This window comes from Rhodococcus aerolatus (genome assembly GCF_054783215.1).
The window spans coordinates 13,461-29,841 of the sequence record NZ_BAAGQZ010000040.1 but is presented as its reverse complement, the minus strand read 5'-3'; the positions used below and the strand labels follow the sequence as shown (position 1 = coordinate 29,841).

The 16,381-nt window shown below is 77.2% G+C and carries 18 protein-coding genes; 8 read left to right on the top strand and 10 right to left on the bottom strand.

Translation table 11 applies throughout. From position 1 onward, the window contains the following. Positions 1-138: 138 nt before the first annotated feature. Positions 139-1,473 (top strand): MinD/ParA family ATP-binding protein, encoded by a 1,335-nt coding sequence (locus ACYVOF_RS14865; protein WP_460867815.1) that lies wholly within the window; start codon positions 139-141, stop codon positions 1,471-1,473. A 35-nt stretch (positions 1,474-1,508) separates the two neighbouring features. Here ACYVOF_RS14865 and ACYVOF_RS14860 read toward each other — a convergent pair whose 3' ends face one another. Together ACYVOF_RS14860 and ACYVOF_RS14855 are read right to left on the bottom strand one after the other, a co-directional pair. Continuing rightward, positions 1,509-1,754 carry a hypothetical protein gene (locus ACYVOF_RS14860; protein ID WP_460867772.1) on the bottom strand — a complete coding sequence of 82 codons (246 nt, stop codon included), beginning with the start codon at positions 1,752-1,754 and terminating at the stop codon, positions 1,509-1,511. Between the two features lie 97 nt (positions 1,755-1,851). Continuing rightward, a complete protein-coding gene (locus ACYVOF_RS14855; protein ID WP_460867770.1) occupies positions 1,852-2,082 on the bottom strand; it encodes a BldC family transcriptional regulator in 231 nt (76 codons plus the stop codon). A gap of 223 nt (positions 2,083-2,305) precedes the next feature. Here ACYVOF_RS14855 and ACYVOF_RS14850 point away from each other — a divergent pair, with 223 nt between their 5' ends. Beyond that, the gene (locus tag ACYVOF_RS14850) at positions 2,306-2,767 is read left to right on the top strand and encodes an Lrp/AsnC family transcriptional regulator (RefSeq protein WP_460867768.1); all 462 of its coding nucleotides are present in this window, start codon (positions 2,306-2,308) and stop codon (positions 2,765-2,767) included. An 11-nt stretch (positions 2,768-2,778) separates the two neighbouring features. Further along, positions 2,779-3,144 (top strand): DUF4229 domain-containing protein, encoded by a 366-nt coding sequence (locus tag ACYVOF_RS14845; RefSeq protein WP_460867767.1) that lies wholly within the window; start codon positions 2,779-2,781, stop codon positions 3,142-3,144. Between the two features lie 4 nt (positions 3,145-3,148). Here ACYVOF_RS14845 and ACYVOF_RS14840 read toward each other — a convergent pair whose 3' ends face one another. Both ACYVOF_RS14840 and ACYVOF_RS14835 read right to left on the bottom strand, forming a co-directional pair. Next, positions 3,149-4,018, bottom strand: a complete 870-nt coding sequence (locus tag ACYVOF_RS14840; protein WP_460867765.1) for a 1,4-dihydroxy-2-naphthoate polyprenyltransferase — start codon at positions 4,016-4,018, stop codon at positions 3,149-3,151. Positions 4,019-4,080: 62 nt separating this feature from the next. Beyond that, positions 4,081-4,743: a TetR/AcrR family transcriptional regulator gene (locus ACYVOF_RS14835; protein WP_460867763.1), complete on the bottom strand. Its 663-nt coding sequence runs from the start codon at positions 4,741-4,743 to the stop codon at positions 4,081-4,083. An 89-nt stretch (positions 4,744-4,832) separates the two neighbouring features. Here ACYVOF_RS14835 and ACYVOF_RS14830 point away from each other — a divergent pair, with 89 nt between their 5' ends. Beyond that, on the top strand, positions 4,833-5,582 hold the full coding sequence (locus ACYVOF_RS14830) for an SDR family NAD(P)-dependent oxidoreductase (protein WP_460867761.1): 750 nt from the start codon (positions 4,833-4,835) through the stop codon (positions 5,580-5,582). Positions 5,583-5,605: 23 nt separating this feature from the next. Here the strand turns inward: ACYVOF_RS14830 and menE are convergent, their stop codons facing one another. After that, positions 5,606-6,766, bottom strand: a complete 1,161-nt coding sequence (gene menE, locus ACYVOF_RS14825) for an o-succinylbenzoate--CoA ligase (protein WP_460867759.1) — start codon at positions 6,764-6,766, stop codon at positions 5,606-5,608. Further along, positions 6,763-7,137: a VOC family protein gene (locus tag ACYVOF_RS14820; RefSeq protein ID WP_460867757.1), complete on the bottom strand. Its 375-nt coding sequence runs from the start codon at positions 7,135-7,137 to the stop codon at positions 6,763-6,765. Before ACYVOF_RS14820 ends, menE begins: the two co-directional genes overlap by 4 nt. Positions 7,138-7,181: 44 nt before the next feature. On the opposite strand from ACYVOF_RS14820, the gene ACYVOF_RS14815 reads away from it, so the two are divergent. Both ACYVOF_RS14815 and ACYVOF_RS14810 read left to right on the top strand, forming a co-directional pair. Continuing rightward, a complete protein-coding gene (locus ACYVOF_RS14815) occupies positions 7,182-8,186 on the top strand; it encodes a Gfo/Idh/MocA family protein (RefSeq protein ID WP_460867755.1) in 1,005 nt (334 codons plus the stop codon). 110 nt (positions 8,187-8,296) lie between these two features. After that, entirely contained in the window at positions 8,297-9,613 is a 1,317-nt protein-coding gene (locus ACYVOF_RS14810) for an HNH endonuclease (RefSeq protein WP_460867814.1), read from the top strand. A gap of 4 nt (positions 9,614-9,617) precedes the next feature. On the opposite strand, the gene ACYVOF_RS14805 is transcribed toward ACYVOF_RS14810, so the two are convergent. Then, a complete protein-coding gene (locus ACYVOF_RS14805) occupies positions 9,618-10,511 on the bottom strand; it encodes a 1,4-dihydroxy-2-naphthoyl-CoA synthase (protein WP_460867753.1) in 894 nt (297 codons plus the stop codon). 7 nt (positions 10,512-10,518) lie between these two features. Between ACYVOF_RS14805 and ACYVOF_RS14800 the strand changes: the two genes are divergently transcribed. Continuing rightward, positions 10,519-11,514 carry an o-succinylbenzoate synthase gene (locus tag ACYVOF_RS14800; RefSeq protein ID WP_460867812.1) on the top strand — a complete coding sequence of 332 codons (996 nt, stop codon included), beginning with the start codon at positions 10,519-10,521 and terminating at the stop codon, positions 11,512-11,514. Between the two features lie 3 nt (positions 11,515-11,517). Here the strand turns inward: ACYVOF_RS14800 and ACYVOF_RS14795 are convergent, their stop codons facing one another. After that, positions 11,518-12,597 carry an AbrB family transcriptional regulator gene (locus ACYVOF_RS14795; RefSeq protein WP_460867751.1) on the bottom strand — a complete coding sequence of 360 codons (1,080 nt, stop codon included), beginning with the start codon at positions 12,595-12,597 and terminating at the stop codon, positions 11,518-11,520. 40 nt (positions 12,598-12,637) lie between these two features. Next, a complete protein-coding gene (locus ACYVOF_RS14790) occupies positions 12,638-13,276 on the bottom strand; it encodes a flavin reductase family protein (protein ID WP_460867749.1) in 639 nt (212 codons plus the stop codon). 88 nt (positions 13,277-13,364) lie between these two features. Here ACYVOF_RS14790 and menD point away from each other — a divergent pair, with 88 nt between their 5' ends. Next, on the top strand, positions 13,365-15,017 hold the full coding sequence (gene menD, locus ACYVOF_RS14785; RefSeq protein WP_460867747.1) for a 2-succinyl-5-enolpyruvyl-6-hydroxy-3-cyclohexene-1-carboxylic-acid synthase: 1,653 nt from the start codon (positions 13,365-13,367) through the stop codon (positions 15,015-15,017). Positions 15,018-15,023: 6 nt separating this feature from the next. On the opposite strand, the gene ACYVOF_RS14780 is transcribed toward menD, so the two are convergent. Then, positions 15,024-16,259, bottom strand: a complete 1,236-nt coding sequence (locus ACYVOF_RS14780; protein ID WP_460867745.1) for an isochorismate synthase — start codon at positions 16,257-16,259, stop codon at positions 15,024-15,026. Between the last annotated feature and the right edge of the window lie 122 nt (positions 16,260-16,381).

Here is a 16,381-nt window from a genome sequence, read left to right as displayed (position 1 = left end):
TGGGGGCTGCCCGAGGACGAGCCCGACGGCGGCGCGACGGGCGCCCGGGCCGACGAGCCGCGTGCCGGTGCCGGTCCCGCCACACCGCCCTCGTCCGGCCCCGCGTCGCCGTCCGCGCCGGGCGCGGGCGCGGGCGCGGTGCCGGTGTCGTCGCAGTACGGTCCGCCGCCCCAGTCGCAGTCCCCGGCCCCGCCGCCGTCGCGCCCCGGCCCCCCGGCCGGTGGCCCCCCGCCGCGCGGTGAGCAGTCCGGGCCGCGACCGTCCCCGTCGAGCCGGCCCGAGCAGGGCGCCCGCCCGGACCAGGGCTCCCGCCCGGACCAGGGCCCCCGCCCGGACCAGGGGTCCCGCCCCGACCAGGGGCCGTCGGGGCCGCACCCGTACGCGCCGCAGGGCCCGCCGCCGCAGAACACCGGCGCGCCCTACGGCGGGCCGCCGCAGCAGGGCTGGCCGGGCGGGCAGGGACAGCCCCAGCACGGGCCGGGCGGCCCCGCGGCCGCCTACGACCCGCAGGGCCGTCCGCTGCACGAGGGGTCGGGCTCGCGCGACCTCACCTCGGCGGTGCTGCTGCGGCAGGGCAAGAAGCCCCCGCGCAGCGGCTGGCGCAAGGCCGTCTACCTCGCCTCCGGGCGCACCATCAACCCGGGGGAGTCCGAGCAGGACGTCCGCCAGGACGCGCTCATCAACCAGGTCAACCAGCCGCTGCACGGCTGCTACCGGATCGCCATGCTCAGCCTCAAGGGCGGGGTCGGCAAGACCACGACCACGGTCGCCCTGGGGTCCACCTTCGCGTCGCTGCGCGGTGACCGGGTCGTCGCCGTCGACGCGAACCCCGACCGGGGCACGCTGAGCCAGAAGATCCCGCTGGAGACCACCGCCACCGTCCGGCACCTGCTGCGCGACGCGCACCGGATCACCCGCTACTCCGACGTGCGGGCCTACACCTCGCAGAGCCCCAGCCGGCTGGAGGTGCTGGCCTCCGAGTCGGACCCGGCGGTGTCGGAGGCGTTCAGCGAGGACGACTACCGGCGCACCGTCGACCTGCTGGAGCACTTCTACAACATCGTGCTGACCGACTGCGGCACCGGCCTGATGCACTCGGCCATGCGGGGCGTGCTCGACAAGGCCGACGCCCTGGTGCTCGTCAGCTCGGGGTCGATCGACGGGGCGCGCAGCGCGTCGGCCACCATCGACTGGCTCGAGGCGCACGGCTACCGCGAGCTCGTCGGCCGCTCCGTCGCCGTCATCAACTCGGTGCGCCCGGCCTCGGGGAAGGTCGACCTGCAGAAGGTGGCGGAGCACTTCGGGGCCCGGTGCCGGGCGGTGCGGACCGTCCCCTTCGACGCCCACCTGGAGGAGGGTGCCGAGGTGGAGCTGGAGAGCCTGGCCCCGGCGACGCGGACGGCCCTCCTCGAGCTCGCCGCCACGGTGGCGGACGACTTCCCCTACTCCAGCCGGCGGCAGCGCGGGCTCTGACCCGGGGGGCCCGGCCGCGGCGTCAGGCGGCAGGGTCAGGCGGCGGCGGTGGGGCCCTTCGGGTCGTCGTCCTCGGGCTCGTCGAGGCCGGTGGCGTCGTGGCTCCCGGGGTCCGCGCTGCGCCGCCGCGCGGTGCCGGTGTCGATGCCGCGCAGGAAGTCCGGGTCGTCGTCGGGGCCGCGCACGCCACCCCCGCGGGCGGGCGGCTCGTCGGTGCCGAGCGCCCGCCACATGACGACGGTGACCGCGACGAGTCCGATCAGGGCAAGCAGGTAGATCATGGCCGCACCTCCACCACGAGGATAGCGCCGGTCGTGGGGGTCCGGCCGGGAGAGCGCGGGACCGCCCCGCCCGCGGGGTGGGGCGGCACCCGCCGGCTCAGCTCGCCGACGCGGCGGGGGTGGTGGCCTCGGTGGTGAGTTGCGCGAGCAGTGCGTGCACCTCGGCCTCGCGGAAGCGGCGGTGCCCGCCCGGGGTGCGGATGGAGCCCAGCCGGCCGGCGGAGGCCCAGCGCGTCACGGTCTTGGGGTCGACCCGGAACAGGGCGGCGACCTCGCCGGGGGTGAGCAGGCGCTCGCCGGCGGGACGGGCCAGGCTGGTGACGGTCATGCGGACCTCCGGGGTCGGGGGAGTACGGCGGTGACGGGCGGGGAGCGCCGTCCGGTCGTGCACGACCGGGTGGGGCACGGTCCGGTCGGGCGCGTGACCCGATCGTGACACCCCACCCACCGGGTACTCGAACGCTGATCCCGGGGTAAAGCACAGGTAAGCCGCAAAACGGACAGCCCCGCGGCGGGCCGGGGGCGCGGCCCGGCCTCCTAGGGTGGGGTCCGTGGACGGCACCGACCAGCGGATCCTCGCCGAGCTGCGGCGCAACGGACGGGTGTCGATCGCCGAGCTCAGCCGCACCGTGGGGCTCTCCTCCTCGGCGCTGACCGACCGGGTCGCCAAGCTGGAGCAGGCCGGGGTCGTCACCGGGTACACGGCCACCGTGGACCCGCGGCTCGTCGGCCTCGGCGTCGCCGCGCTGGTCGGGGTGGAGCCGTCGGACACCGGCGACGACGAGGCCATCGCCCGGGACCTCTCCGAGCACGCCGAGGTCGAGTCGCTGTGGACGGTCGCCGGCCAGGAGGCGTTCGTCCTGCTGGTGCGGGTGCCCACGGTCGACGAGCTGCAGCGCCTGCTGGTGCGGCTGCGCCGGGTCGACGGCGTGGCCCGCACCCGCACGACCGTCGTGCTCTCCACGCTGTTCGAGGGACGCCCGCAGCCGGGTCCGAGCCCCGAGCCCGGGTAACCTCGGCGCCCGTGACCCACCCCGACGAGACCGGCAGCGAGACCGGGGCCGAGACCACGCACGGCACGTCCGCCGGCGCCGACGCCCGCGCCACGCTGGTCCGCGACGTCGCGCTCTACACCGTCGCCCGGCTGCTGCTCGTGGTCCTGGTCGCCGCGGTGCTGCTGGGCATCAGCGTGCTCGTGGGCGTGACCGTCCCGCTCGTGGTCACGGTGCTGCTGGCGCTCGTGCTGGCGCTGCCGCTCTCCCGGCTGCTGCTGCGGTCGCTGCGGGCGCGGGTGGACCGGGGCATCGCGGCGTTCACCGCGGCGCGGTCGGCGGAGCGGGAGCGGCTGCGCGCCCGGCTGCGCGGCGACGGGACCGAGCCCCCGGCCTGACCCGTCAGGCCAGCAGCAGGGCGATCGTGGTGAGCACCGCCCAGGCCAGCATGGCCAGCCCCGTGGCGGCGAGCGCGGGGACCAGGGCCAGGCCGTGTGCGCCGCCGCGCACGGGGGCGTGCGCCCGCAGCAGCAGCGGCGCCACCAGCAGCCCCAGCAGCGCCCACGGGGTCCGCAGCGTCAGCAGCAGGGTGACGACGACGGGCACGGCGAGCAGGGCCAGGTGCAGGGTGCGGGTGCGGGCGTCACCGAGGCGCACCGCCAGGGTGCGCTTGCCCGAGTCGGTGTCCGACGGGATGTCGCGCAGGTTGTTCGTCACCAGCACGGCCGAGGAAAACGCGCCCACGGCGCAGGCGGCCAGCACGCCCCAGCCGTCGACGGCCCCGCGCTGGACGTACTGGGTGCCCAGCACGGCCACGAGGCCGAAGAACACGAACACCGCGACCTCGCCGAAGCCGCTGTAGCCGTAGGGGTTCGACCCGCCGGTGTAGTACCAGGCCCCGGCGATGCAGGCCGCGCCGACGAGCAGCAGCCACCACGCGCTGGTCAGGGCCAGGACCACCCCGGCCACCCCGGCCACGGCGAAGCAGCCGACCGCCGCGGCGCGGACGGCGCCGGGCGTGGCCACCCGCGAGCCGACCAGGCGCAGCGGGCCGACCCGCTCGTCGTCGGTGCCGCGGATGCCGTCGGAGTAGTCGTTGGCGAAGTTGACGCCGATGATGAGCCCGACGGCGACGACGAGGGCCAGCAGCGCCTTCCAGGCCACGGCCCCGTCCTGCGCGGCGGCCAGCCCGGTGCCGACGAGCACCGGCGCGACCGCGTTGGGCAGCGTCCTCGGCCGGGCACCCTCGATCCACTGCGCTGCGCTCGCCACGCGCACAGTCTCCCAGGCCCGGGGCCGTCGGCATCCCGACGGGTCCCGGTCCCGGGGTGGGGTCAGCGGTCCGCGGTGGCGTGGCTGCGCACCTGCGCCAGGACCGTGTCGATCCCGGTCCGCAGCGGGGTGGTGTCGCGGCGCGCCTGGGTCAGGACGAGGCCGCCCTGCACGGCGACGAGCAGCGCCAGCGCCAGCGCGTCGACGTCGGTGTCGGCGCGCAGCACCCCGCGCTCGCGCATGCGCCCGAGCCCCTCGCGCAGCGGCTCCTCCCACCGGGCGAACCCGTCCTGCACCCGGGCCCTCGCCTCGGCGTCGTCGTCCGCGAGCTCGGCGGAGATCGAGCCGATGGGGCAGCCCCCGGTGCAGTGCCTGCGCTCCTGCAGGTCCACCAGCAGGTCGCGCCAGGCCTCCAGCGCCGGGAAGCTGTCCAGCGAGCCCAGCAGGGGCTGCTGGACGGCGAGCACGCCGTCGGACTGGTGGTCGATCACCGCGCGGACCAGCGCGTCCTTCCCGCTGAAGTAGTGGTAGAGCTGCGACGCGCTCACCCCGGCGCGCTGCTGCACGTCCTCCACCGACGTCCGCCCCACCCCGTGCTCGAAGACGAGCTCGGCGGCCGCCGCCACGACCCGGGCCCGCGTCGCACGCCCCTTGGCGGTGAGCCGTCGGCCGACCTCGTCGCCGGCCCGCCCGGTCCTGGTCCCGGCCCCGCTGTCCTGTGCCACGCACCGCAGCCTAGACGTTCTGGAGTTGACAATCCAGTTTTCGCCGACCCATGATTGGATCGTTCACTCCACAAACTTGGGAGCACCACATGCAGCACGACCTGACCGGCTCCACCGCCCTCGTCACCGGCGCGACCAGCGGCATCGGGCGGGCCACCGCTCTGCGCCTCGCAGCCCTCGGGGCGCACGTCGTGGTCTCCGGCCGCGACGAGGCACGGGGGACGTCGGTGGTGGCGGAGATCGAGGCGGCCGGGGGCCGCGCGGACTTCGTCGCCGCAGACCTGGCCGACCCCGACCAGCTCACCCGGCTCGCCACCCGGGCCACCGAGCTCGGCGACGGGCACGTCGACGTCCTCGTCAACAACGGGGGCCTCTTCCCGTTCGGGGCGACCGCCGACACCACGGCGGACCAGGTGGACGAGATCTACGCGGTGAACGTCCGCGCTCCGTTCCTGCTCGTGGCTGCGCTGGCGCCGGGCATGGCGGCGCGGGGACGGGGCTCGGTGGTCAACGTGACCACCATGGTGGCCGAGCTGGGCATGGCGGGTGCCGCGCTGTACGGCTCGAGCAAGGCCGCGCTGGCGTTGCTGACGAAGGCCTGGGCGTCGGAGTTCGGTCCGTCCGGGGTGCGCGTCAACGCGGTGAGCCCGGGACCGACGCGCACCGAGGGGACGGTGGGCATGGGTGAGGGGCTCGACCAGCTCGCCGCCGGTGGTCCCGCGGGCCGCCCGGCGGAGCCGGACGAGATCGCGGCCGCCATCGCGTTCCTGGCGTCCGACGAGGCCAGCTTCGTGCACGGGGCCGTCGTCCCCGTCGACGGCGGCAGGACCGCGGTGTGACCTGACGGCGGTGCGCGCCCGGCTCAGCCGAGCCGGGCGCGCAGCGCGGTGCGGTCGACCTTGCCGGGGCCGCGCAGCGGCAGCGCGTCGAGCAGGTGCAGCGCCCGGGGGGCGGCCGAGGCCGGCAGCGTGGCGCGGACGTGCTCGCGCAGCTCTGCCAGCGTCGGCGCACCACCGGCCGCGGGCACCACCACCGCGACGACGGCCTCGCCCCACTCCGGGTCGGGCACGCCGACGACGACGGCCTCGGCCACCGCGGGGTGCGCGGCCAGCGCGGCCTCGACGACCTGCGGCACCACCGTCAGCCCGCCGGTGGTGATGGCGTCGTCCGCGCGGCCCAGCACGCGCAGCCGCGTGCCGTCCCACTCGCCGAGGTCGTCGGTGCGGAACCAGCCCGGCTCCGCCCAGGCGGGGTGCCGGGGCAGCCCCCGGTAGCCCGAGGCCAGCGTGGGCCCGCCCAGCAGCACGCGGCCGCTGCGGCCGTCCGGGCCGTCGAGCCGGACCCGGACGCCGTCGAGCGGCACCTCCTCGTACACGCACCCCCCGCAGGTCTCGCTCATCCCGTAGGTGCGCACCACGGTGACCCCCGCGTCCCGGGCGGCCGCGAGGAGGGTCGGGGCGGTGGCGGCCCCGCCCAGCAGCACGGCGTCGAGGTCCGCCAGCGCCGCCGTCGCGCCGGGGTCGGCCAGCGCGCGGACCAGCTGGGTGGGCACGAGCGAGGTGTAGCGGCGGCCGGCGGGCATGGCGGCGACGGTCGCGGGCAGCGCGGCGGGGTCGAAGCCGCGGGTGACGTCGAGCACCGTGGGCGTGGTGCCTGCGGCGACGCTGCGGGCCAGCACCTGCATCCCCGCGACGTGGTGGGCGGGCAGCGCGAGCAGCCACGCGCCCGGTCCGCCGAGGCGGGCGTGGGTGGCCGCCCCGCTGGCCCGCAGCGCCGCTGCGGTGAGCAGCGCCCCCTTCGGGGTGCCGGTCGAGCCGGAGGTGGCCAGCACCAGGGCCACGTCGTCCGCCACCGCGTCGCCGGCGCCCAGCGCCTCGACGAGCCGTCCGGTCCCCGCGTCGTCGCCCGCGGGCACCGGCAGCCAGGCCGGGCCGTCCCCGTCCAGCGACGCGGCCAGTGCCGGCAGCACGTCGAGCGCGGCCGGGCCCGTCGGCACCGGCAGCGGCGCCAGCAGCCGGGTCACCGGGTGTCGGTCCGCAGCGGGTGCCCGTCGGGCACCTCGACGAGGACGAGGCGGACCCCGTCGGGGTCGCGCAGCCACGCCTCGCGCAGCCCCCACGGCTCGGTGCGCGGTCCGCGGTCGAACGCCACGCCGGCGGCCACCAGCTCGTCGTGGGTGGCGTCGAGGTCGCGGACCTGCAGCCACAGGCTGGTGCTGCCGGCGCCGTCGCCGGCCGCGTGGCTCGACACCTCGAGCAGTGTGGCGCCCGCGAAGAACACCGTGCCGCCGGGGAACTCCCGGGCCACGGCCAGGCCGAGGGTGTCGCGGTAGAACGCCGTCGACGCGGCCGGGTCCGCGGGCCGCAGCAGCACACGGCTGCTCAGCACCTCCACGTCCGACCACCCCCCGCCCTGCTCGTCACCCCTACGATCCTCCCGTGACTGACGCAGCGCAGGTCCGGTGGGGTGTGCTCGGCCCCGGCCGCATCGCGGAGAACGTGGTGCCCGACGTCCCGCTGGCCGGGGGCGGGGAGGTCGTCGCCGTCGGGTCGCGATCGCTGCAGCGGGCGCAGGCGTTCGCGGACCGCCACGGCATCGCCCGCGCCCACGGCTCCTACGGCGCGCTGCTCGCCGACGACGAGGTCGACGCGGTGTACCTCGCCACCCCGCACCCGCAGCACAAGGCCCTCGCGCTGGCCGCGATCGCGGCGGGCAAGGCGCTGGTGGTGGAGAAGTCGTTCACCGCGACCGCGGCCGGCACCCGAGAGGTGGTCGAGGCCGCGCGGGCGGCGCAGGTGTTCTGCATGGAGGCGATGTGGACGCGGTTCCAGCCCGTGCATGCCCGCCTCCGCGAGCTGCTGGCCGACGGGGCCATCGGGGAGCCGCTGTCGGTGCAGGCCGACCTCGGGGTCCACGCCCCCGACGACCCGTCCGACCGGTTCTGGGATCCCGCGCAGGGCGGCGGGGCGCTGCTGGACCTCGGGGTCTACGTGGTGTCCTTCGCCCAGGCCGTCCTGGGGGTGCCGGAGCGGGTCGTGGCGCACGGGTCGCTGGCGGGCACCGGGGTGGAGCGTGACGCGACGCTGCTGCTGGGGTTCCCCGGCGGGCGGTCGGCCACGCTGACGACGTCGCTGCGCAGCGCCATGCCGGGGCAGGCGCGCATCTTCGGCACCGCGGGCTGGGTCGACGTGCTGCCCCGCTTCCACCACCCGCGGACGTTCGTGCTGCACCGCGACGGCGCGGATGCCGAGGAGGTGACGCTGCCGCCGACCGGGACGGGGTACTCCCACCAGTTCGCCGAGGCCGCGGCCTGCCTGGGCGGGCACCTGACGGAGAGCACGATCATGCCGCTGGCGGACACGGTCGCCGTGATGGACGTGCTCACCGAGGCCTCCGAGCAGCTCGGCGTCACCCAGCACGAGGACGACACCGTGGAGGTCTGACCCACCTCGCGACGACCCGGGATCCCCTTGCTGTTCGAACACGTGTTCGATAATCTGGTGGGGTGCAGACGCTCCGGCTCAGCCAGGTCCACGGGTTCCGTGACCTGCTGCTGCGCGCCGCCCCGCCACCGGGCGGTTCGGTGTCGGACGACCGGGAGCGGGTCGACCTGATCGCCGAGCTGGAGGCGGTGAAGTCGGCCGCGTGCGCGGCCCAGGCCTCGCTGGCGGTGGCCCTGGACCGGTCCACCCGCGCGCGGGAGGCGGCCGACGCGGTCCCGGCGGAACGGCGCGGGCGCGGGGTGGCGGCGCAGGTCGCGCTGGCTCGCCGGGAGTCCCCGCACCGGGGCAGCGCGCTGCTGGGCCTGGCCCGCGACCTGCACACCGACCTGCCGCACACCCGTGCCGCGCTGGCCGAGGGCCGCCTCTCGGAGTATGCGGCGACCCTGGTCGCCCGGGAGTCGGGGTGCCTCGACCGGGAGGGCCGCGCGGTCGTGGACGCCGAGCTGTGCGCCGACCCCGCCACGCTGGAGGGGGTGGGGACCAATCGGTTGACCGGGATGCTGCGGGCCCGTGTCGCGGCCCTGGACCCGGCGGCGGTGACGCGTCGCGCACGCCGGGCCGTCTCCGAGCGGCACGTGAGCCTGCGCCCGGCCCCCGACGCGATGACCTACCTCACCGCACTCCTGCCGGTGGCCCAGGGCGTCGCCTGCCTGGCCGCGCTCGGCCGGGCCGCGGACACCACCCGCGCCACCGGGGCGCAGGGCCTCTCCCGCGGCCAGGTCATGGCCGACACCCTGGTGCAGCGGGTGACCGGCCAGGCCACCGCCGAGGGGGTCCCGGTCTCGGTGAGCCTCGTCGTCTCCGACGCCTCGCTGCTCGGTGCCGGCAGCGAGCCCGCCGTCGTCCCCGGCCACGGCCCCGTCCCCGCGCAGATCGCCCGCGAGATGGTCGCCGACAGCCTCGACGCGACGTCGGGGGGCGCACGGGCCACGACCCCGACCTGGCTGCGGCGGGTGTACGCCGACCCGGCCGGGCAGCTGGTCGCGCTGAGCAGCCGGCAGCGGTTCGTGGCCGACGGTCTCGCCGCCCTGCTGCGGGTCCGGGACCAGGGCCTGTGTCGCACCCCGTACTGCGACGCCCCCGCCCGCCACGACGACCACGTCGTCCCCGATGCCGCGGGTGGGCCGACCACGGCGGACAACACGCAGGGCCTGTGCGAGGCGTGCAACTACCGCAAGGACGCCCCCGGCTGGGCGGCGAGACCCGTGGCGGGGCAGCGCCACACCGTCGAGACCACCACCCCGACGGGGCACCGCTACCGGTCGCGCGCCCCGGCCCCGCCCAGGCCGGCGCGGGTCGGCCGCCTGCACCTCGTGCCACCGCCGTGCGAGATCCTGGTCCAGCTCGACCACGACCTCGCGGGCTGAGGGGTCAGTAGTAGTACGGGTACGGCGAGAAGTCCGGGGTCCGCTTCTGCAGGAACGCGTCCCGGCCCTCGACGGCCTCGTCGGTCATGTACGCCATGCGGGTGGCCTCGCCCGCGAAGAGCTGCTGGCCCACGATCCCGTCGTCGGGCAGGTTGAAGGCGTACTTCAGCATGCGTTGCGCCTGCGGCGACTTCGCGTTGATCATGGCGCCCCACTCGATGGCGGTGGCTTCGAGCCGGTCGTGGTCCACGGTCTCGTTCACCGCGCCCATCGCCTGCATCTGCTCCGCGGTGTAGGTGCGGCCGAGGAAGAAGATCTCGCGAGCGTTTTTCTGCCCCACCGACTTCGCCAGGTACGCGCTGCCGTAGCCGCCGTCGAAGCTCCCCACGTCGGCGTCGGTCTGCTTGAACCGGGCGTGCTCCCGGCTGGCCAGCGTCAGGTCGCACACCACGTGCAGGCTGTGCCCCCCGCCGGCCGCCCAGCCGTTGACCACCGCGATGACCACCTTGGGCATGAACCGGATCAGCCGCTGCACCTCGAGGACGTGCAGCCGCCCCGCCCTCGCCGGGTCCACCGTCTCGGCGGTCTCGCCCGCCGCGTACTGGTAGCCCGAGCGGCCCCGGATGCGCTGGTCACCGCCCGAGCAGAACGCCCACACCCCGTCCTTGGGGGCCGGCCCGTTGCCGGTGAGCAGCACGGTGCCCACGTCCGACGTCATCCGGGCGTGGTCCAGGGCCCGGTAGAGCTCGTCGACCGTGCCGGGGCGGAACGCGTTGCGCACCTCGGGCCGGTCGAACGCCACCCGCACCGTGCCGTCGGTGACGTGGCGGTGGTAGGTGATGTCCACGAGGTCGTCGAAGCCGGGGACGGGCTGCCACACGCTCGGGTCGAAGGTCACGGGCAGGATCGTAGGCGTGGACCTCCCCGCGCTGCCCGAGCTCCTCGCCGACCTGGCCGTGGTCGCCCTGCCGATGCGGGTCCGCTTCCGCGGCATCACGGTGCGGGAGACGGCGTTGCTGCGCGGCCCCGCCGGGTGGGGAGAGTTCGGCCCGTTCCCCGAGTACGACGACGCCGAGGCCGCCTGGTGGCTGGCCTCGGCCCTGGAGTCCGCCTGGCTGCCGTTCCCCGCGCCCGTGCGGGACGCCGTGACCGTCAACGCCACCGTCCCCGCCGTCCCCGCCGACGAGGTCGCGGCCGTGCTCGCCCGCTTCCCCGGCGCCGCCACCGCCAAGGTGAAGGTCGCCGAGCGCGGGCAGACCCTCGACGACGACGTGGCCCGGGTCGAGGCCGTCCGCGCGGCCGTGCCCCGGGTGCGGGTCGACGCCAACGGCGGCTGGAGCTTGGAGGAGGCCGTCACCGCCCTGGACCGGCTGGGCGAGCTCGAGTACGCCGAGCAGCCGTGCGCGAGCGTCGAGGAGCTGGCCGCGCTGCGCCGCCGCACGTCGACCCCGGTCGCGGCCGACGAGTCCATCCGCCGCGCCACCGACCCGCTGCGGGTCGCCCGGGCCGGCGCCGCGGACGTGGCGGTGTGCAAGGTCGCCCCCCTGGGCGGGGTGCGCCGGCTGCTCGCGGTGGCGGAACAGATCGGCCTGCCCGTCGTGGTCTCCAGCGCGGTCGACTCCGCCGTCGGCATCAGCGCCGGGGTGGCCGCGGCCGCCGCCCTGCCGCGCCTCGGCCACGCCTGCGGCCTCGGCACCCGGGGGCTCATGGCCGCCGACGTGGCCGACGACCTCCCTGCCGCGCCCAGCACGCTCACCCCGGGGCGGGTGGCCCCGGACCCCGACCGGCTGACGGCCCACGCCGCCGACGCCGAGCGCACCGGGTGGTGGCGCGAGCGGCTGACCCGCTGCCACGCCCTGCTCGCCGCCGGCCACCCCGCCTGGCCACCGCCGGGGACGTGAGGCTCAGGCCGCCGGGGCCCGGCGGCGTGCGAGCAGCCGGGCCAGGGCCGGTGCGGCCAGCAGCATGACGAACACCCGCAGCAGCTGCACCGTGAGCACGAACGTCACGTCACCGCCGGCCGAGGCCGAGGTCGCCAGCACCGCGTACACCCCGCCAGGCGTGGTGGCCAGGTACGCGTCGAGCTCGGAGGCCCCGGTCATGGCCGAGAGCGCGAGCCCCAGCCCGCCGCAGCCGACGAGCACGGCGAGGATCAGCCCCACCGCCGGGACCAGCACGCGGCCCAGCACGCGGACGCTCTCGCGGGTGAAGCCCAGACCGGCCTGCCACCCGATCGCCGCGTAGGCCGCGAGCACCAGCACCGCCGGGGCGCTCGCCCCGCCGGAGAGGCCCAGCGAGCCCGCCACCGCGGAGAGGATCATCGGGCCCAGCAGGCCCCCGGCGGGCAGCCGCAGCAGCCGGGCCGTGGACACCCCGAGCGCCGCGCAGCCCGCGACGAGCGCCCAGCCCGCCCACCACGGTGCCCCGGCCGCCTGCACCGCGGCGGGCGCCGCCGTCCCGGTCGGCCGGAACACCAGCGCGGTCACGGCGGGCATGAGCAGCACCACCAAGGCCACCCGGACGTACTGCACCACCGCGACGAGCCGCTCGTCGGCCCCGAGCTCGCGGCTGATCGCGGTCAGCCCCGACGCCCCACCGGCGATCAGGGCTAGCGAGCCGGTGAGCGGGTCGACCGCGCGGTGTCGGCCCAGCAGCAGCCCGGCCAGGACCGTCAGCACCAGGGTGCCCAGGCTGACCAGGACCACGGGGAACCAGTCGGCGGCGAGCGAGGCCAGCGTGCCCGGCTCCACCAGCGCACCGATGACCACCCCGAGCACGGCCTGGGCGGCGAGGAACACCGGCCGCGGCACCCCGGCGGGCCCGAGACCGGCGGGGGCGAGCACCGCAGCCACGAGCAGCGAGCCGAACAGCGCGGCCGACGGCACGCCCAGCGCGGTGAGGACCGCACCGACCCCGGCGGTGCCGAGCACCAGCAGCGCCCACCGTCCCACCGGGGTGCGCAGGCACCGCGGCAGCGCGCTCACCGACACCCGGCGCGGACCCGGCACGGACGCCCGGGCCCGGTCAGTCCGTGGGCGGGTCGTAGTGGCCCGGCCACTCCTTCGCGGGGATGCGGGTGATCTCGCGCACGGGCGGGGTGGTGCCCCACTGGTCGCGGCCCAGCCGGCTCAGCGGGGCCAGCGCGGCGAGGTCGCCCAGGCCGTCGTCGGCCAGCGCGGCCGTGCTCACCGCGGCGTGCACCACCCGGCCGAGGACGACGAAGGAGTCCCCCACCTCGACCACCTGGTGCAGCACGCACTCCAGGGCGACGGGCGAGGCCTTCACCCGGGGCGGGGCCACGCGCAGGCTCGGCTCGCGCTCCAGACCGACGGAGTCGAACTCGCTGGTGCCCGGGTCGAAGTCGGTCCCGGTCGCGTTGACCTGCTCGAACAGCGACTCCGGGGTGAGGCAGACCACGAACTCCCCGGTGGCCTCGATGTTGTTCAGGCTGTCCTTGCGGCCCACCGAGGTGAACTGCACCACCGGCGGCGTCACCCCGGCGACGGTGAAGAACGAGTGCGGGGCCAGGTTGTCCACCCCCGCGGCGGAGCGCGACGACACCCAGGCGATGGGTCGGGGCACCACCACCGAGGTCAGCAGCTTGTAGAAGCCGCGGGCCCCGGTCTCGTCGGGGTCGAAGTCCGTGCGCGCCGGGGTGTCCACGGGGGTGACGCTGCCACCCCCGACCGTCCCGGGCCAGCCGGGCGCCGGGCTGGCACCCTGGGAGGGTGAGCAGCCCCCGAGCGACCCGGTGAGCAGGTCCGCGGCGTTGTCCGCCGTCCTCGTCGACGAGCTGGTCCGCGGCGGGGTCCGCGAGGTCGTGCTCTGCCCCGGCTCCCGCAACGCCCCGCTGGCCATCGCCTGGCACCGCGCGTCCCTCGCGGGCCGGGTGCGGCTGCACGTGCGCATCGACGAGCGCAGCGCCGGCTTCCTGGCCCTGGGTCTGGCGGCCCGGTCCGGGGCCCCCGTGCCGGTGGTCACCACCTCGGGCACCGCGGTGGCCAACCTGCACCCCGCCGTGGTGGAGGCGGGCCACTCGGGGATCCCCGTCGTCGTGCTCAGCGCCGACCGCCCCCCGGAGCTGCTGGGCACGGGGGCCAACCAGACCATCGACCAGAACCGGATGTTCGGCCCCGCCGTGCGGCTCGCGGTGTCCGTCGCCGCGGAGACGGAGAACCCGCCGCAGTACGCCAGCCGGGACGAGACGTCGCTGGCCGCGAGCCGGTGGCGCTCCGCCGTCTGCCGGGCGCTGGCCGCGGCGACCGGCTCCCGCGACGGGGCCCCGGGCCCGGTGCAGCTCAACGTGTCGCTCTCCGAGCCGCTGCTGACCGACCTGCCCCCCGACCCCGACGCGGACCCCCGGCTGGCCGGCCGCGCGGACGGCGGGCCGTGGACCACCGTGGCCCCCGTCGCGGTCGAGGCGCCGTTGCACGTCGACCTCTCCCTCGACACGCTCGTCGTGGCCGGGCACGGCGCGGTGGCGACGCCCGCCCTCGACGGGGTGCCCACCGTGGCCGAGCCCGGCGCCCCGGCCCCCACCGTGGCCGTCCACCCGCTCGCCGTGGACGCGCTGCGCCCGGCCCAGGTCGTGGTGCTCGGCCGGCCGACGCTGCACCGGCCGGTGCTGCGGCTGCTGGGCTCCGGGGTCCCGGTGCACGTGGTCGACGTCGGGCGCCGCTGGACCGACGTCGCCGGGGCGGCCCGCTCGGTGGGCACCTGGGTCGAGACCACCGGCACCCCTGCCGCCGCCTGGGTCGAGCGCGCCGGGGCGGTGTCCGACCGGGCCGCCGCCGCGCTGGCCGACGTGCTCGCCCACGCTCCCAAGCCCACCGGGCTGCACGTCGCCGCGGCCGTGGCCGGTGCCCTCGCCCCGGGCGACCAGCTCGTGGTCGGGGCGTCGAACCCGGTCCGCGACGCCAGCTGGGTCGGGGTGCCGCGCGCCGGCGTGCGGGTGCTGAGCAACCGGGGCGCCTCCGGCATCGACGGGACCGTGGCCACCGCGGTGGGGGCCGCCCTGGCCCACCCCGGGCGGACGCTGGCCCTGCTCGGCGACCTGACGTTCCTGCACGACGCCAACGGCCTGCTCGTCGGGCCGCTCGAGCCGGTGCCCGCGCAGCTGACGATCGTGGTGGCCAACGACGACGGCGGCGGCATCTTCGCCCTCCTCGAGCAGGGCGGCCCGGCGTTCGACACGCACTTCGAGCGCGTCTTCGGCACGCCGCACGGGACGGACCTGGGCGCGCTCTGCGCCGCCCACGGCGTCGCCCACCGGGTCGTCGAGGTCGACGACCTCGCGGCGTCGATCACGCAGCCGCACAGCGGGATCCGGGTGCTGGAGGTGCGGACCGAGCGCGACGGGCTGCGCGAGCTGCACGCCGCGGTGCGGGCGGCGCTCGAGGGCTAGGCCCGCTCAGGCGCCGAGCGCGGCCCGCACGGCACCGAGCTTGGCCTCGGACTCCGCGACCTCCCGGTCCGGGTCCGACGCGGCGACGATGCCGCAGCCGGCCATGAGCCGGGCCCGGGGCCCGTCCACCTCGGCGCAGCGCAGCGCCACCCCCAGCTCACCGCCGCCGTCGGCCCCCACCCACCCCACCGGACCGGCGAACCGCCCGCGCCGCAACGACTCCAGCTCGGCGATGAGCGCGACGGCCCGGTCGGTGGGGGTGCCGCCCACCGCCGCGGTGGGGTGCACGGCGGCGGCCAGCGCCAGCAGCGAGGTGTCCGCCCCGGCCAGGGTGCCGGTGACCCGGGTGGCCAGGTGCGCCACGTTCGCCAGCTCGAGCACCTCGACCGGCCCGGCGTCGACGTCGACGCAGGACGGGGCGAGCGCGGTGAGCAGCGAGTCGACCGCGTACCGGTGCTCGGTGAGGTCCTTGCCCGAGCCCAGCAGCTCGCGGGCCGCGTCCCCCGCGGTGAGACCGTCACGCGGCCAGCTGGTCCCGGCCAGCACCCGGGCGTCGACGGCGGTGCCGCGCCGGCGCAGCAGCAGCTCGGGGGTCGCGCCGACGAGGCCGTCGACGGCGAAGGCCCAGCACTGCGGGAACCGGGCGGCCAGGGTGGTGAGCAGGTGGCGCTCGTCGAGGTCGGCCGTCGCGGTGGCGGTCACGTCCCGGGCGAGCACCACCTTGCGCAGCGCGTCGGTCCCGGCCCGGCCCGCCTCGGCGCGCAGCACCGCGACCGCGGCCGCGACCTCGGCTCGCCACGGGTCGGTGGCGGTGCCGTCGAGCCGCGCCCCGGCCGGCGCGCGCACGGGGGTGACGGCGGCCGGGCCCGGCCACGGCTCGTCGTCGGTGGTGACCTCGGTGCGCCACGCCACCCCGTCGCGGCGGCCGTGCAGCACCCGGGGCACGACGCACACCGAGGAGCCGGGGTCGTCGCCGAAGGCGAGGGAGACGAACGCGACCAGGCCGGTGCCCGCCGTCGCCAGCGGGTCGTCCACCTCGGCGTCGGCGACGAGCGCGCGCCACCAGTGGTCGGCGTCGGCGAACCGGCCCGGACCGTCCGGGGTGGTCACGGCCACCGCGCCGTGGCCGACGAGGCCCTCGCCGCCGCGCACCCAGCTCAGCGCGCGGGTGGGGGTGGGCAGCAGGCCGAGCAGGTCGGCGTCGTCGGGCACCGCACGGGTGCGCACGCGCAGGGTCGGCACGCGCCCAGGGTAGGAGCAGCGGCCGGGCCCGGCCCGGGGGCGGCCTAGCATCGGGTGGTGTGACCCCCGCCCCCGCCGCCGGACCCCGGTCGGCCCCCGGCGGCGCCGCACCCCGCGGGGTG

Coding starts and splice junctions, on each gene's coding strand:
- ACYVOF_RS14830 (WP_460867761.1), top strand. CDS start 4,833: ATGCAGCACGACCTGACCGGCTCCACCGCCCTCGTCACCGGCGCGACC.
- ACYVOF_RS14855 (WP_460867770.1), bottom strand. CDS start 2,082: ATGACCGTCACCAGCCTGGCCCGTCCCGCCGGCGAGCGCCTGCTCACC.
- ACYVOF_RS14860 (WP_460867772.1), bottom strand. CDS start 1,754: ATGATCTACCTGCTTGCCCTGATCGGACTCGTCGCGGTCACCGTCGTC.